The organism is Butyrivibrio sp. AE3004, from assembly GCF_000703165.1.
GTDB lineage: Bacteria > Bacillota > Clostridia > Lachnospirales > Lachnospiraceae > Butyrivibrio.
In genome coordinates this window covers 356526-373838 of the sequence record NZ_JNLQ01000001.1, presented here as the reverse complement: position 1 = coordinate 373838, position 17313 = coordinate 356526, and the positions used below count along the sequence as shown (strand labels likewise).

The window sequence follows — 17313 nt, the reverse complement described above, 5'->3', positions numbered from 1 at the left end:
TACAAAAGGGAGGTTATTACGCCGCTTTTTCTACATACTCCTGATAAAGGCTTTCATATGAGTCCATTGCATCCAGGAAAATTTTCATAAACTCATCAGCTTTATACAGTCCATCCTCATTTTGTTTTATATTCTTAAAACTAATGTGGAATATCTCCGGTGAATTGCTGTCTGTATCAAGTATTGGCATATTTCTAAGCTGCGACGGTGTCTGATATACGAGATCGGCAGACCAGAAAACCTCAGAACCTTTACTCCACTTTGTAAAAACAATCTTGCAGCCTATTGGGGTCTTTTTTTCTATTGCATTTGGAAGCTCATAATCCTCTGCTCCAATAGCAGCAAGAACACTTCCTACATTTGAATCATGTCCGCAAAGGAATGTGAAAACCCTTCCATCAGTATTCATCTCATCATAAATTTCGCTAACAAGAGGGTAAGCAACATTTACAGCAATCATTGGAGCTGTGAATAAAACATCACCGTACACATCTTTTATCTCTGATATGCTCTTCCATTGTTCATATGTTAGTTCCTGTCCAAAACCTGCTTTTTGTGTGTCACTTTCTTCGTAGTATTGGAGAACCAGCGCATCACTTACTGAACAAGCAGTTTTCAAAGATCCGCTCACTCCCGGCTCAGCTCCTTCTTTTAATGAAAACTCCTCATCTCCCGCAGTAAATGCTGTAATACTTTGGTCCTTAAATCCATTTGATTCTTCCAGATCGATCACGTCTGATAAAAGCTCATAATTATCATTAAGACTTTTCATTGCATCCGCATAATATTCATAGATCTGATCCTTAGCGTCTTTTTCATATTCGTCCGTCCAAAAAGTAAGCTGAGGGGTGAACACCGGATCCATTTTGTCAAATTCCATATGATACTCAACAGGTAACCCTGCTGTAGGGAACATTCCGGCAGTAAAATACTGTGCTGTCGCAATGGTTCTTTGTTTTGAATTTGCGTAAATTCTAACCTGGCCGTTATCAGGATGATAGTTTGTCGGTATAAGTTCCTCTTCTTCTGCCCACTGTCTGAAATACTGTCCCATCTGAGTTTCAAGAACTCCTCCGCGTAGTGATAATTCACTTGGCGCAGAGGTCCAATTAAACCACTCATGAGGCGTGATCTTACCAAGAAGTGAATCTCCTCCGCTAAGCGGGGATCTAATATTATGTCTACTCAGAATAACAACCTGATCAAGCTTATATCCGTCATAGTCTATAATCCTTCCACCTGCATTCGCTTCTTCATCGATATTTTGGGTTGATCCTGTATTCGTCTCTGTTTCTGTGTTTGATTCAGCATTTACTTCTGAAGTTGCTTCAGAATTTGCTTCTGTATTGTCTTCAGCAGTTGTTTCTGCTTTTGCTTCAGTTGTTGTTTCTGTTTTTGCTTCTGTAGTTTCTTCTGTTTTTGCTTCTGTTTTTGCTTCTGTTGTTGCTCCTGTATTTGTTTCTGTATTTGTTTCTGTATTTGTTTCTGTTTTTACTTCAGTATTATCTTCAGTTTTTAATTCCGAATTTGTTTCCGAGTTTTTCATGTTGGGATTTTTTAAGCTGATTTTTCCACAACCTGTACTTCCTATGACTGCCGCAAGAACCAGACTACATGCTGTTATTACTGTTTTTTTCATAATTTTCTCACCCTTTGTCCTAAAAATACTTCTTGTGGAAGATTCTTAAGAAAAAATACAAGTTAATACGTAATATGAAACAATCTAATTTTTATTTTACTATTCCCTAACCTCCAATATTATTAAATAAGCATAAAAAGTTAATTTCTTTTTTTAGATTTTTCTCCAATATAAAGAATAAAAAGTTCAAAAATTTGTCAGCTTATATTTTTTTGGATTCATACTTTTAATATAAATTGTGCATAATCAACAAATAAATTTAAGTCTATTGAAAGCCATCTTTTGATGTTGTATGATACATCCTACGCAATTTTTTACAGGAAGGAAAAAGGAATTTTAACTACATGGATAATCAATTATATTCTTACGAAGACGCATGCGAACTAATTCAAAATAAGGAACTGAAGATGACTATGAAGCGTGATGCTGACATGAATAAAATCTGCCAGTTTGGCGATCATGGCTCAATTTTGAATGTTAACACTCTTTTATTTAATCGTTACCAGTTTCATGCTACTGAAAAAGATTTTAATGCCATCAAAAGAATGGCTGATTCAGAAAATCTTGCTATCATTTTAAGAGAGACCGATAGGGAAGAAATTGAGGACATTATCTCCGGATATGAAGAAGTAGGAAGTAAAGCAATCCTTTTTATAAAGAACGGCAACAGACTTTTACAGTTAAACGAAACAGAGAAAAATCTGCCTCACGAAATCATTTTCTTTACAAATGAGAATCTTGATCTTATTCTTGATTGCCTTTGTGAAAATAGTACCTACAAGCCAAAAGCAAAGGCTCCGGTACCTGTTGTGAAAGTGACCAAAGTGGTTGAGCCCGAACTTACAGATGAAGAGATAAAAGAAATATATCCCGAAGGCTGTTCTGTTAATCACACCAAATACGGTCAGGGAACGGTTAAATCCATTTCTATGGGAAAAATCATCGTAGAATTCGGCAATTCAATTGAGAAAATTCTTGCAGCAAGAATATGCATTAAAAACAAACTCCTTACTGTAGTTTAATATAAGAGAGCAACTGGGGATGAGGGTCATCGTACTTCATCCCCAGTTTTTATCTTTTGAGAATAACTAACTATTGCTTTATTCTATTTATAATTTTGCTAAAAGAGACAGTAGCCATGAGTCTTTTAACATTATTTTACAGCCAATTTGGTGTCCACATGTTGGATTCGGTGTTTAAAATCCTGCCAAAATATATATTTGACTTCGTCCACATCTTGGGGGCCACTTTAAGTAACGCATTCTGCCTCTTTCTGGTCTTTTCATGATATAGGCAGAACTTCGACCATAAACAACTATAAACTACTCTATAGTGGAGAATTTTGATTTTACTTTTAGCCCATTTGCCACAAATTGTACTGCTACTATTAGTAACATCTAAGATAAGTACCCTATCCTGTAAGATATTTATTCCTCCAGCAAAAAATCTACTATCATCTTCTTTTCTTCTTCCGAAAGAAACTTCATATGACCACGTCCCTTAAGCATATATGTCGCGCAATTCGGAATGATTCTTCCTACTCTTTCAATCACACTTGCTTTATCATCATGTCTCTGCTCATCTGTACAGCATGCTTTCATCAAAAAATGCCAAGCCTGCCATACCTTCAATAAATTTTCGGATATACTTTTCATCCGGGATGTTCCAGAAAAATCCCGAGCGTGCAAGCACCTGTATGGTATACTCGCATTTTTCCTCTACAGGCACCGCTCCATAAACGTTTTTAATCTGAAAATCTTTCGAGTAGATTCCACTCAGACGTTCACTACCGGTAACCACCAGTCGCAACCGTGATTCGGGAAAAACCCTGAAAAATCGCAGCATCTTTGGACTGATAAAGGTTACTGTTACCTGCTCCTTTGTCACTATCTTGGACAATTCCACAGGATTGCGCATAGCAGACACAGGTATCAGGATATTGGACGTTCCAACCCCCAGCCCGCAAAACAGATTTATCAATCCGGCAATGAAAAAGAAGGGAACACCCAGCCCTATCACATCATGTCCGGTTAGTTCGATGAATTTTACTGTTCGGTCTATGCTATCAAAAATAGCGCCATGATCGATCAGGACACCCTTCGGATTCCCTGTGGATCCTGAAGTATAGACAAGCAATGCCGCATCATCAGCCGAAATCAGTGCACTGCATTCAATCGGAGAATAATCATCCAAACCTTTAACGTAATCAGGAGTGATCACCGCCTTTGCCTGACAGTCATGATATATATGCAAGCCTGCTTGGTGGATATGATCCATTTAACGGCGCAACAGCCGCTCCAAGTTTCATACCCGCAAGCACGGAAGCGATAAAATCAATACTGTGCGGCAGTACAACGGCGATAGCGTCGCCCTTTTCAACACCGCCGGATTGAAGTTTTGCAGCCAGCTTCCCCGCCATGGTATCCAATTCCCCATATGTCAGGCTGATTCCTGTCACAGAATCAATTACCGCAGTGTTATCCCTATGATCACGGACATTTGCTTCAAAGAGTTCTATAAAAGTACCCATAATCTCACCCTCACAAGAAACTCAAATAAACTTCCGCATTGTAATAGACTAATCTTATCATTTTCACCTAGCCCCTACAAGAAACAGCCGTGCCCTTATTATCCCATCACATAAATTTTTAACATTTCAGTATTTGTTTTACAAAAAAAGCCATAGCAAATCCCTCGACTCACTATAGCTTGACTTATCCTTGATATGAATTTTCAATTAGAAAAAATCCTCACATCCTGGAAATTATTAAATTTTTATTGTCTTTGTACTGATTTTCTTGACCAAGCTACTGCCCCACATCTTGCACAGCAGTAATTCCTGTAATTTCTCGTAAATTTTGAATCTCTCTTTCTGTATATCTGTACCCCGCACCCTTTGCAGGTAAAAATATACTTAATTTCCCTCGGTTTACTCTTATAGTCCTCAACGCCTTTCTCACTGCCCTTTGTTATACGCTTAATATTATAGCCATATGTCCTGTTCATGATTTCAGCGTTGATTTTCCAATTTCCCTGGTGATTCATCCCATTTTCACAGGTATGAAGTATCTCATGTATCATGGTTTCGAGCACTGCTTTTTCAGATATTCGATCATCTGTAAGAAGCGTCGAAGAAATCTGTATTGCATATGTTCCGTCAATATTTTTCTTACATTGTCCCCACCTGGTTTTAGCCCTTGTATTTATCTCCCAGGATACAATTTTTCCAATCTTAATTCCTGCATTCTTAACGTCACTAAGGCTTTTTTCTTTTAAGGCTTCAAAATCTTTCATAGACAATATATTTCCGTTCTGAAAAAACTATAGAGAAAAATCTGTTTTATGATAATTTCATTATATTTGTTTTGATTACAAATTTACAAGTATCTTTACTTGTTCTTACTCTCTTATTTTGCTCGCAGAATCATAATGTCTTACATTGAAGCGTAATTAAATCTTCAATATTGTTCATAGTGCAAGTATTACAACAAATAATATATAAACCCATTATCATTCTCTGAAAAAAAGATAAAAAAACAATAGTCATCCCCAAAAGGAAAATGGCAGTAAGCGCAAGAATAAATGCCCGTAAAAACAGGCTTTTTATTTCTAATTTGACACAGTTTATGTGATTTACATAAAAGACCACAATTATTTTAAAGAACATTACTATCGAAACAACCTTAAATAGCACGTTTTAGTTTGATATAATAAATCTTGAATATAATTAATTAAAAAAAACGATATCATTTATTGCAACATATGTGAATAATGTGATATGTGTGATTAATGTTACATTATTCATATATATCTCATTCAATTCACTCTTTAATAATAATTTGTTTAGATATGTGATTTATGTCACAAATGTAACATCTATTACATAGATAACTATATTGACATATCTAATATATGTATGTGATATAATAAATATAATAAATATATCAACATTAATAAATAGTTTATATATGATTTAAATGCAATATATTATTAATATGTTCATTATTGGTTATTTGTATTATATGTGTACATTTATTTATATCGTACATATGTATTATATGCTTTATATATATTATGTTTATTTAATGATAGACATTATTTATATTAATTATATTTGTAATTTATCATATTTATCTTATGTGTCTTATATATCTCATATATACATTATTAGTGATACATATTATATATATTCCTTCATTTATATATATTTTGTTATTTATATATATAATATTTATTCATTCAATCATATATATTTTATAATTGATATATATTTTATTATTGATATATATTATATTATTCATGTTTGTCTTATGTTTCAGTTAATTATTTTATGTTTTATTCTACATATCATAAATATATATAATATGTGTATATTGAGTCATATATTTAATATTAGTTTATTAGTGTATATGTATAATATGTGTTTTATTATAAAGATATGTTTTAATGTTTATATAAGATATATTGCTTATATAAGTTTAATAATTAAATTGATTTATATGTTTGATTTGATATATATGAAATATATATGTCTATTAACACATATAATTTATATGTGAAAGTTAAGATATATTTTAGTTATGAGAATTATTAATTAATTTACAAATATGATATATATGAATTAAATTAATTAATATAAGCATATTATTTATATCATTCTTATATTGAATATTTCTTATATTTATAATATAATTTGTATGAATGATAGTATGTTTTTTTGTGATAAATTCACAAATTCCAGCATTAAAATATAGGGGATATTACTAAATTTGTTCCCTTTTGGAGGTAATTATTTTCATGAGAACCATCGTAATCGCATCTCAGAAGGGTGGCGTTGCAAAAACAACTACTGCCGTCCAGATGAGTGCAATATTAAATCGGTTAGGACATAAAACACTCCTTATCGATACAGATCAACAATGTAACTCTTCAAACACATTCAGAGCACAGATAGAGGGTGTCCCAACGCTTTATGATGTACTTGTTGAATCAGGCAAAAACAAAAAATTAATCAGTGATGTCATTCAGCACACTGAAATCGGTGATATTGTTGCTGCCGATCCACTTCTTGCAGAGGCAGAAACAAAGCTTTCATCCTCTCCAAACGGTCTTTTTGAACTTTCAGATTCATTTGAAAAGAGTGATCTTTCAGAATATGAATATTGTGTAATTGATACAGGTCCGAATGTTAACCAGCTTCTTATGAATTCTTTAATTGTTGCTGATGATGTTGTAATTCCGATAAAGGCATCAGAATATGCTCTCCAGGGACTTGGAAACATTTATGAAGCAATAAAAACAGTCCAGAAGAGGTTTAACAGTAATCTTTCTGTTGCAGGTATACTTCTTACAATGCATTCCAGCCGCACAAAAGTAGGCCAGGCAGGAAAGAGCATTATAGAAGCTGAAGCTGAAAGAATGGGTACAAGAGTTTTTGATACAAGTATTCGTACTACGGTAACAGTTGAAGAGTCTCAGGTCATGAAAATGCCTCTTATTGATTATTCATCAGGAAGTGGTGTAGAGCTTGATTATGAGGACTTTATTAAAGAATATCTGGGGGTAGAATAATATGGCAGCCGGAAAATCATCAAAAAATTTTGCTGAAGCATTTGCAAATAACAGAAACTCTGTTTCTGAAAATATCAAGGAAAAAGCCAGACAACAGGCTGAAAAAGCTGAAAAGAAGGCTGCTAAAACAGTAAAAACCGAAAAAGTAAAAGTTGTCGAGGAAGAGCCCGTAAAAGAGTCACCTGTAGATGAAATGATAGAAGAAGAAATTGCTGAAACTGAGTCTATTGTTGAAGAAACTGTTACGGAAGAGCCTGTTGAAACAGTAATTCAGGCTCCAATAGAAGAAAAAATCCAGGAAGAACCTGAACAGGAGATAGTTATTCCTACACCGGTAGTAGAGACTCCTATAGTAAAGGAAATTGTTAAACCGGTTGTTATACCTACACCGGAACCTGCTCAAGATCTTTCCAAGCTTCGTCACCGTGTAGCTGCTGACATTTCTGAGGAGAATTATATATACCTTACCAGACAGTCAGGAGCACTTGGTAAAAAGTTAAATAAATTTTGGGATGAAGTCATAGAATTTTATAAAATAAATCATGAACAAGCCTTCAGATAAATCCTATATTTTGTATCTTTAAAAAATATTTAACCTTAAGTTTTTTAATCAAATTTTATGTGTAAATTATAAAACAAATAAGGGTTATAGAACTTACTTAAAGGGTTTATTGTCTCAGTCAGTCATATATCACATTTGTTATCATGTTTTGATTTATTAATATGGATATTATTAAAAGCTAAGCATCATAAACAGATTGCTTGGCTTTTAAATATTTATAATAACAATATATTTTCATGTAATTTCAATAAAAAGAATATATAATTTTTCATCTTTATAAAGATAAAAAATTATATTTCTTTTTTATAATTATTTATCTTTATTTTGATTCTTATTTTTTCGGTTTGTATTACACTAATATGTTTTCTCTCGCACAAAAAGAGTAAAAAAAATCAACCAAACATATAAATCCATTCATGTTTATAACTACCTTTTATCATCAATATATATACGTTATTTTATCACACGCATTACGCTACTATTTACTCCACATATAACGCATTATTGTTTCTCCATTTTTTCAAATAAAATACATCATATCTTTGATAAATTCACTTTTCCTATGTTCTATTTAAATCTTTCACTCAGCCGTATATATATACATCATATGCATGCTAATAAATCCTATTATTATCGTTAAACCAGTAAATGATGTCTATAAAAAATGTTTTAAAACAGAGATTTTTGATTTGAGTAAATAGAGGCTATTGCTTATTCTCTAAATGTTATGACAATATCATTGTCATAATGACCTTAATAATCTTCTACAAATAGGTTTTAACGTCTTTTTAGAGGATTATTTAATAAAAGATCATTATCCTTGTTAAATCTAATACATACTTATTTATGCGGTTATGAACCTTCATCAACAATTTATACCGGTTTATAGAATATTTCTTTTTATCCAATCAATATTTTCAAGAAATATATAATGATAACTCTGTCTGGTATTGTTACTATTTCATCATGTATATGGATAACATTAAAACAATTTCATGTTACAAGAAAAATAAATTCCTAATTTGTCCATATACACATTTAATGTTATGTTATTATATTTACTTAACATACAACTTCTTTTATTTATTTAGAATTATTGTATAGTGCGAGAATAAGCCATTTTTATAACTATTAAACGGACAAATAGGGAGTAATAGCGGGATTTTCAGGTAGTTCCATAAGGACAAAAAGAGGCTTTTAGAGGGACTTTTGGGGAGCGTTATATAAAGACATCCAGGTATAAAAATATGACAGACAGGGAGTAGAAAACGGACATATGAGGAGATAAACATGACAAATAGGGAATATAAGGGACAAAAAAGGCAAATTTCTATATAAATCATATAAACGGACATATGAGGAAAATTCATAGCTAAGAAATGAACAATATATTGTTTTTTGATGTTTGAACAATCGAAAATAATCTAAAAATGAGCTATTGACCGAGTTAGTCACGCTTTTAAATAACAAAATTTATTGATAAAAATAATATATATTGTACGTTTTTATTGATGAATATTATGCTCTTTAAACTATGGTCATTTTGGGAAAATATCAATAAAAAAATGTGAAAGGTATGACGGACAAATTGGGAAAATTACATTAAGCCACTGTTAATCAGTAGTTTGAGAGGATTTGTTAAAGAAATAAAGTGGGACAAATTGGGAAATTAAAACCCTAAAAAACGGACATATGAGGAAAATAACCAAAACGGACAAATTGGGAATAAAAAAACGGACAAATCGGGAATGGTTTTGTGGTAGAATATTAAAAGAAAATACAAAATATGGTAGATGATTTGTTACATATCACAAGAGATTATATATCATAAACGATTTGGGGGACAAATGGGGAGAATGTCTAACGAGCGGTATGAGCAGCAGAAGCTCCTGCCGACATCGATGAATTCCGTAAAAAAATCCAATATACTGATAAATAGCCGTGGAAGGGCATCATTAATGCTGCAAAAGCTGTTTATGATCTCACTTTCATATGCTTATATGGATGAAAAGACCAATTCAATGGAATGTGTCCTGTATTCTCAACAATTAAAGGACATTTTGGGAACGACTGGTGGATCAACATATCAGCATATCAAGGAACTGACTCTTCCTAATAAAGAGAAGGCTACTCTTACTGACTGGAAGATTATCTATATGGATGATGAGCAAAAAAGGTTACAGGTAACAAACGTTGTTACAGATGCCAATTTTGAGAACGGTGAGTTTCGTATAACCTTTAATAATAAGCTGAATGATTACCTTCAGTTCTATAAAGGCAATTATACGATATTGTCTATGCCGGAGGCTATGAGTTTATCCAGTATGTACTCTTTCAGACTGTATGAGTTCTTAAAGTCTCAGCTGGATTATAACCGAGCTGTACATAAGGTAAAGGAAGAACCCGTAGTTTTCGAGATCAGCCTTACTGATCTGAAGCTTAAGGCAGGTATCATTGATCATCAGATTTCACCTGAAATATATAAGATACTTAATTCACCTAATCCTGATTATGACAGGATAGAAGAGATTGCCTTGAAAAAATACGAGGCAGATAAAGCAGCGGGAATAAAGCCCAGTCCTGTGTATCCGGTATATTCGGATCTTAAAAAACGTATAATAGTTCCTTCTGTTGATGAGATTAATGAAAAGACCGCACTTTCTGTGGATTTTAAGCCTATTAAAAAGGGTGCTAAGGTCAAAATGATCAAGTTTATCCTTGATTATAAGAAAGAACAGTCAAAAAAGGCAGAAGAGAAGACAAGACCCGTTAAGGAGTATTCAGAAGAGGAAAAGCTGGATATTATATTCAAAGTCAGGGATATCATGGAGGATGCATGTTCTGCAAGAATTGGCAGTTCGGATGCAAAATCAATAGCTGAAGCTGCTTCATATGATATTCCCAAGATAACCGAGGCTGCGGAAATCCTGAAATATTCCGGGGATGTTGATAATGTTATCGGATTTATGATTTCTGCAATAAAAAACGGATATAAAGCTCCTGTAAAAAAGAAAAGTATAAGAAAATCCCAGTTTGGCGAATTTGAGCAGAGAAGTATCAATTTTGCGGATATGGAAGATGTTTTGCTTGATAATTAAAGAATGATTTCCGAATTTTTGAGGAAATTTAGAAAATCTATAGGCACGCGAATTTCATCAGAAATTCGCGTGCCGTTCTTTTACAATAAAAACAGGTACATTAGCGTCTCCCACGCCTCTCATAACCTGTTTCCTGATAATATTTTGTTTTTTCGTCGTACATAATATTATCTGCGATTTTTCTTAATTCTTCTACGGATACATCAGGATAGTCTTTATGGGCAGCGTAACCAATAGAGATTGCAAGACTATCACAATAATTGCCTTTCCAGGCTGCTGCTTTTTTACGAATTTCTTTATCAATAGCTTTTATATTATGAGAATGAATAATAGCTGTAAACTCATCACCACCAGTCCGGTACACTTTTCCTGAATCCTGAATAACAGAAGTTAAGCAATTTGCTGTTGCTCTTATAAGTTCATCTCCTGCTGCATGTCCCAGGGTATCATTAGCTGCTTTTAATCTGTTGATATCAATGGAGGCTATAATAAAGTCTTCCTCCAAAGCGGAGTTTTTGTATATGGCCAGATCATTATCGAGGCTTCGTCTGTTAAACAGTTGTGTAAGCTCATCTGTAAGGGAAATGCGAATAAGATCTTCTTCGCGGCGTTTATCCATATTGATATTTTGCACAGTATATACTACAAGATATGGAACGCCGTTTTCATAGGATTCGACGTTAATATATTGAGCACGAAACCAGCCTGTTTCAACATTTATAAATTCCCCGTAAATAAATCTTTTACCCTTTAATCTGTTTTCCAAAGTTCTTAAATTAGTGAATTCAAGAAATCGATCAAGATGATCGGGCGAAACCTGTCTTTTTATCAGGTGATTCATCTTTGTATGGGCATGTTTTTCAAAATCCAGCTCGTGTGTATTGTAGGATTGGTCGCTTAGAGACATTTCTGTCATGGATTTAAGATCTATAAGATTTACGTTGTCATAAACTTCGGCCATTGAGAAAAGAATAGTCATCTGCTCTTTCAATCGTTCGGCATTTTCGATAGATTCCTTATTTCTACTTATCAGAACTGTAAAGTAATTGATCAGAATATTTGTTATGGTAAGCCCACCTACAAGCATAACAATTGTTTCAATTGTGTAACCGAGGATAGTATTTATGAAATAATCGGTAGCATTGGAATAGGAGGTACTAATACCGGCGTTATAAGGAGAAATAAGCCATGTGGCAATAAGCATGGCTACATAATTGGAAATAAGAATGATTATAAATAGCTTTGTTTCACAAAAGAGGATGCCCAAAAGAGGAATGAAAAACCAGGTAATGTGAATATGGATATGATTGTATACCATGAATACTATAAGTAGTTCCATTGCAAGAAGAGCAAGCAATCCAACATGCTTGGAATAAGGCCATCTTTTTATGATTTTCCTATGTAAAAAAGCGACAATGGACATGAGTATGGATATGGCAAAACATGTAGTGTAACTTGCAACCTCGAAAATACCCAATTTAATACCAACGGCTATGGCAGGGCCTGTAAGTATACAAAACCAAAGAACAGTATTTAAGTATCTGTTCACCATAACTCTGTTTTCACGGATGAATGAGGGATAGTCCGTTACTTTGGATATATACTGTTGTAATTCCGAAAAATTCATGTTTGTCATAAACAATACCGTAAAATGGGTTATTCAGGTACGTATTTATTTTACAATAGTAAATTACCCAATTGATATTTAGTAGTTATTTTTTAGAGAATGTTTATAAATCCGAAGATTAAAAGGATTTATATTGTGGGTGCATTATGTAGATAACCCCAAATATGGGTGTTGACATTTGAAATGCAAATGATATCATAATGATATCAGATAGATAAACGAAAATGTTTGCGATATTATTTTTTTGAGAAATGGAGGTATGTTATGGAAACTACACAATATGACAGCAAAACTTTATTAAAATACCTTCGCTGGGTATTCCTGATTGCCTGGGTAATGCAGGTTGCTGTATGGATGCTCTATCAGAATGGAGGTGCAACAGCAGGGCAACTTCTTATGTCAGTTATGATGTATGTACCTTTGGTTGTAACGCTTATTTCAGGGATTACTCTGAAGGGAATGGGATGGAAGCCTAAAATTAAGGGAAATATCGGAATACTGCTATTCTCTTGGTTTGTACCCTTTATATTGACTTTTGCAGGTATGGCATTATATTTTGCATTTTTTCCGGGACATTTTGATATTACAGGAGAAGCCGTTTTTGCTGCAGCGGGAGAGAATGGAAAGGCTGCAACTGAAGCCTTTGAGGCACAGGGAATTAGCTATTCGGAATATTTCCTGATCAATTCCCTAAGTGCTTCTTTATATGCACCTCTAATAAATATGTTTGTAGCAGTTGGGGAAGAAGTTGGCTGGCGAGGCTATATGAATCCGGTATTAAAAGAGAAGTTTGGCAGAAGTAAAGGAGTTATAATTGGAGGAATCATCTGGGGAATATGGCACTGGCCTCTCATCGCTTTTATCGGCTACGAGTATGGAACAGAATATATAGGCTTCCCGGTTGTCGGAATGCTGGTATTTTGCTTATATACTGTTTTACTTGGAATTATTCATGACTGGGTTTATGAAAAGAGCAAATGTATTTGGTTTCCTGCAATCCTGCATGGCTCAATAAACGCTGCGGCGACACTTCCAATCATGGTAAGTAAACCCGATGTAGGTGCTTACAGACTCCTGGGGCCTTTCCCAAATGGCATTATTGCAGGACTTCCGATTATTGTAGTAGGTGCGGTGATTTTTTATTTCAATTACAGAAAACAAAAATCGGTATAAAAAAAACATGACGTTTAGAACGAAAAAATGAAAAATAGGAATCTATACATTTATAGATGAAAAAAGTAAATAAAATATATGTTTATAAAGGAGGCAAGTATTATGAATGAAAATGTAAAAGAAAAAGTCTTACAGGGACATAAAAACGGAATGGCAATAATGATTGTAACTATAGCAGCTTATGCAGCAGCCATATTGCTATTGGTATTTACTGCGATGGGGCTTGATAATCCGGATGCATTTATTGCAGGAGCAACATCAGATGGACTGAACAAATTTTTATTCATATTTAGTATCATATATGTTTCACTTGGCTGGTTTCCTTTACTTGGTCTTAAAGTTTTAAAACCGGGCGAAGCACTTGTGCTTACGCTTTTCGGAAAATATATCGGAACTTTAAAAGAGGATGGTTTTTATTTTGTAAATCCTTTCTGCACAGCCTTTAACCCTGCTGCAGACACCAAGCTTGGTCAGAGCGGTGATATTGCCGATAGCAAGAAGATTGCAGGCATTTCAATTTCAGGCTCCGATATGCAGGTTTCCGGTAATCAGTCCAAGAAGATTTCACTTAAGGTTATGACTCTTAGTAACTCAAGACAGAAGGTTAATGATTTTCTTGGAAATCCTGTTGAAATCGCAGTTGCAGTTATGTGGAAGGTTACAGATACAGCAAAGGCTGTGTTTGCAGTTGACAACTTTAAGGAATATTTGTCACTTCAGAGTGATACAGCTGTTAGAAACGTGGTAAAACTCTATCCTTATGATATTACCGAGAATGTTGACACAACAGGTGATGGAATGGCAGATGACGGAAGTCTTCGAGGATCAACAGAGCTCGTGGCTCAGCGCATTAAGGAAGAAATACAGTCCAAGGTTACAGATGCCGGACTGGAAATAGTTGATGCAAGAATCACATACCTTGCTTATGCACCCGAAATTGCAGCAGCGATGCTTCAGAGACAGCAAGCAGCAGCTGTTGTTGATGCCAGAAAGCTCATTGTTGACGGTGCGGTTGGAATGGTTGAGCTTGCACTTGAGAGACTTAACGAAAAAGAACTGGTTGAACTTGATGAAGAGAGGAAGGCAGCTATGGTATCTAATCTTCTCGTAGTCCTTTGCGGTAATCATGACGCGCAGCCCATAGTTAATTCGGGAAGTCTATACTAATGGCTGAGAAAAAGCAGGTTCCGCTTCGCCTGAGCGCCAAGTTGTATGATGCCATTGCTGCCTGGGCTGAAGACGACTTTCGCTCGGTGAACGGACAGATAGAATATCTTTTGACTGAATGTGTTAAGCAGAGAAAGAAGGACGGCAAGTATGTTTCAGAGCATCTTGACGAGCCACCGGAATTTGATATTAAGTGATAATAATGACAGGATTACTTATAATGAAATATTTCAGAACGTTTTTTTTAGTGATGATGCTTATATGCATGATTTATTCAATAAGCATTTATCTGGTAGGAAGCGGGACATTCTCCTTCGTGATATGGATAGCAGGTGCAGCGTTTTTTGCGGTAGCTTTTTTCTTCTCTGGAAACGAAAGATGGATGAAAGTGCCGGGAGGATTCAGAAAAATCTGCTATTGTCTGATTGCACTTGTATTTGTGGTTTTGATTACATGCGTTATTGCAATGCTTAGTCATTTTAGCGATAAGGGAGAAGATAATCTTGATTATATTGTGGTTTTAGGTGCTCAGATGAGAGATTCAGGGCCAAGTATTGTATTTAAATACAGATTGGATGCTGCTTATGAATATCTCGAAAAGAATCCCGGGACAATCTGCATTGTTTCAGGTGGGCAGGGACCTAATGAATCCATAAGTGAAGGTGAGGGCGGGAAGACTTACCTCGCTAATAAAGGATTAGATCCGGAGCGCATTATCGCAGAGACTAAAGCAATTGATACTACAGAGAATATTGCATTTTCCATGAATATCATCGATGGAAGAGATCAGAATGTGGACAAAACTAAAAAAATAGGCATTGTAACAAACAATTTTCATGTTTTTAGAGGTGTGCATATTGCAAAGAAGCAGACCACAGCTGATATTTACGGTATAGCTGCATATACTGAGCCATGGTATCTTCCTAATAATATGGTCAGGGAATCCTTCGGAATTATCAGGGATTTACCGCTTTTGTATTAGTACAATGTGTTTATTGCCGGATAAATAGTAAGTATTCTGCAATCAGGCCGGTTATTTTGCAAACGCTGCACAAGTTTTGATCATGAAATATATAGCAAAAGAAACTAAGTGTAAGCAATATATTTTTAATAAGGTTGTTTTTGAAGCTAATAGGAAACATATAAATTATTTGTCAAGTACGAATTTTGAATAAGCTGCTTCAAAATTCGTAGATTATGAAATTAAAATTTCATTTATAATTAGACTTGGTCGCGTTAAAAAGAAGTATTTTTTAGTAACTGAGAGTGAATTTTATCCAAAAGAGGGGAGATAAAATTGACATCGATGAGGTTCGGAAAAACACTTAATTTCATCGCATCACGTCACATTACCGTCCATCGAAGAGACGTTTGTTTTTCGTGTAATAAAATTTGGGTTTAAATATTTACCGCTATGCAGAATATGGCATTTTTCTGCATAGCGGTTTTTATTATGCAACTGTTGCAACAGTAAATGGTGGTCTTGTAACACCTGTAGGAGCGGGAAATGCAACTATTACAGCTAAGGCAGGACCTGCAGCGGTTACCTGTAACGTAACCGTTCCCGCAGCCACAATCAGCCAGACGTCTGCTGATCTTACAATTGGAGGAACTGTTCAGCTTTCAGTAAACAATTTAAATAACGTTTCCTGGAGTTCTTCAGACCAAAAGGTTGCTACAGTAGATAATGGGCTTGTAAAGGCCGTTGATGAAGGAACAGCAACAATTACTGCATCAGCAGGTTCTGTAAGGCTTACCTGCACAGTAACAGTTAAGGATGACACAGTAATCAATCAACCCGCAATACAGTATTCAACAGTTATAAGAAAAGCATCCAAGGGTTCGGAAATGATAGAGGAAGAACTGACTAAGGCGACTGTTAAATTTAACGGATTCCCTAAGAAGGTAAGTCATCTCAAAAAAATAAATCGTGGTGATGGAAAAGGTAATGCTGAGAATGGACAACAGGATGGAAAATATTTAACCGTTGCATGCTTGATGTCAGCCCTTGCTGCATATTCAGAGGGTCGAGATGCTGATGGTAAGGCGATGATGGATTACCTTATGATATCACCTTCTGTTTCAGCGCAAAATGTTGGCGGTTCGGGAAATCTCTCATATTATTTTGGATATGATGATAAGAAGACAAAGCTTCCATGGGCATTTTTTGACGGCTCAACACCGGCAAACAAATATACACCTAACCAGCCATATACAATTACCCTTGAAGAGTATCCTTATGCGCCTGTAGCATGGACATCCTATGGACCTTTATATCTTGAAAAGCTCCAGTTCCATACGGATGATCATCCGTGCCTTAAGAATAACTCCACAGTAGCTGTATATCAGGATCCTAAGGATAAACAGTGGTATCTGTCACCGAACCCCGGTGACTGGGGATTTGTTATATCCACAGCTAGTATTTATTAATCACAATTATTTTTAATTCTAAATAATAGGTAAACCTAAGAGGGGT

General features: G+C 34.8%; 15 protein-coding genes. 9 read left to right on the top strand and 6 right to left on the bottom strand.

Annotation, left to right across the window (positions count from 1 at the left end; genetic code table 11):
• Positions 1 to 16: 16 nt before the first annotated feature.
• The gene (locus BV60_RS0101940) at positions 17 to 1639 is read right to left on the bottom strand and encodes a histidine-type phosphatase (RefSeq protein ID WP_051656438.1); all 1623 of its coding nucleotides are present in this window, start codon (positions 1637 to 1639) and stop codon (positions 17 to 19) included.
• Between the two features lie 344 nt (positions 1640 to 1983).
• On the opposite strand from BV60_RS0101940, the gene BV60_RS0101935 reads away from it, so the two are divergent.
• On the top strand, positions 1984 to 2661 hold the full coding sequence (locus tag BV60_RS0101935; protein WP_029319130.1) for a hypothetical protein: 678 nt from the start codon (positions 1984 to 1986) through the stop codon (positions 2659 to 2661).
• A gap of 405 nt (positions 2662 to 3066) precedes the next feature.
• Here the strand turns inward: BV60_RS0101935 and BV60_RS23975 are convergent, their stop codons facing one another.
• From BV60_RS23975 to BV60_RS0101915, 4 genes are all read right to left on the bottom strand, one after another.
• Positions 3067 to 3192: a hypothetical protein gene (locus BV60_RS23975; protein WP_255358072.1), complete on the bottom strand. Its 126-nt coding sequence runs from the start codon at positions 3190 to 3192 to the stop codon at positions 3067 to 3069.
• A gap of 25 nt (positions 3193 to 3217) precedes the next feature.
• Positions 3218 to 3832, bottom strand: coding sequence for an AMP-binding protein (locus BV60_RS0101925; protein ID WP_197029487.1), 615 nt, complete (start codon positions 3830 to 3832; stop codon positions 3218 to 3220).
• Between the two features lie 43 nt (positions 3833 to 3875).
• On the bottom strand, positions 3876 to 4169 hold the full coding sequence (locus tag BV60_RS0101920) for an AMP-binding protein (protein WP_029319127.1): 294 nt from the start codon (positions 4167 to 4169) through the stop codon (positions 3876 to 3878).
• Between the two features lie 245 nt (positions 4170 to 4414).
• The gene (locus BV60_RS0101915) at positions 4415 to 4933 is read right to left on the bottom strand and encodes a hypothetical protein (protein WP_029319126.1); all 519 of its coding nucleotides are present in this window, start codon (positions 4931 to 4933) and stop codon (positions 4415 to 4417) included.
• Between the two features lie 1503 nt (positions 4934 to 6436).
• Between BV60_RS0101915 and BV60_RS0101910 the strand changes: the two genes are divergently transcribed.
• The 3 genes from BV60_RS0101910 to BV60_RS0101900 all read left to right on the top strand — a co-directional run bounded on the left by BV60_RS0101910 (position 6437) and on the right by BV60_RS0101900 (position 10870).
• Positions 6437 to 7210: a ParA family protein gene (locus BV60_RS0101910; RefSeq protein WP_029319125.1), complete on the top strand. Its 774-nt coding sequence runs from the start codon at positions 6437 to 6439 to the stop codon at positions 7208 to 7210.
• 1 nt (position 7211) lies between these two features.
• Complete coding sequence (locus BV60_RS0101905; protein ID WP_029319124.1) at positions 7212 to 7772, top strand: hypothetical protein; 561 nt, start codon at positions 7212 to 7214, stop codon at positions 7770 to 7772.
• A 1847-nt stretch (positions 7773 to 9619) separates the two neighbouring features.
• A complete protein-coding gene (locus BV60_RS0101900) occupies positions 9620 to 10870 on the top strand; it encodes a replication initiation protein (RefSeq protein ID WP_029319123.1) in 1251 nt (416 codons plus the stop codon).
• A gap of 100 nt (positions 10871 to 10970) precedes the next feature.
• On the opposite strand, the gene BV60_RS21525 is transcribed toward BV60_RS0101900, so the two are convergent.
• Positions 10971 to 12506 carry a sensor domain-containing diguanylate cyclase gene (locus BV60_RS21525; protein WP_029319122.1) on the bottom strand — a complete coding sequence of 512 codons (1536 nt, stop codon included), beginning with the start codon at positions 12504 to 12506 and terminating at the stop codon, positions 10971 to 10973.
• 255 nt (positions 12507 to 12761) lie between these two features.
• Here BV60_RS21525 and BV60_RS0101890 point away from each other — a divergent pair, with 255 nt between their 5' ends.
• The 5 genes from BV60_RS0101890 to BV60_RS0101870 all read left to right on the top strand — a co-directional run bounded on the left by BV60_RS0101890 (position 12762) and on the right by BV60_RS0101870 (position 17267).
• Positions 12762 to 13670, top strand: coding sequence for a CPBP family intramembrane glutamic endopeptidase (locus BV60_RS0101890; RefSeq protein ID WP_029319121.1), 909 nt, complete (start codon positions 12762 to 12764; stop codon positions 13668 to 13670).
• Positions 13671 to 13772: 102 nt separating this feature from the next.
• The gene (locus BV60_RS0101885; RefSeq protein WP_029319120.1) at positions 13773 to 14837 is read left to right on the top strand and encodes an SPFH domain-containing protein; all 1065 of its coding nucleotides are present in this window, start codon (positions 13773 to 13775) and stop codon (positions 14835 to 14837) included.
• A complete protein-coding gene (locus tag BV60_RS0101880) occupies positions 14837 to 15034 on the top strand; it encodes a PTS ascorbate transporter subunit IIC (RefSeq protein ID WP_026492054.1) in 198 nt (65 codons plus the stop codon). Before BV60_RS0101885 ends, BV60_RS0101880 begins: the two co-directional genes overlap by 1 nt.
• A 68-nt stretch (positions 15035 to 15102) precedes the next feature.
• A complete protein-coding gene (locus BV60_RS0101875) occupies positions 15103 to 15819 on the top strand; it encodes a YdcF family protein (RefSeq protein WP_197029486.1) in 717 nt (238 codons plus the stop codon).
• A 410-nt stretch (positions 15820 to 16229) separates the two neighbouring features.
• Entirely contained in the window at positions 16230 to 17267 is a 1038-nt protein-coding gene (locus BV60_RS0101870; RefSeq protein ID WP_029319118.1) for an Ig-like domain-containing protein, read from the top strand.
• Positions 17268 to 17313: the final 46 nt, after the last annotated feature.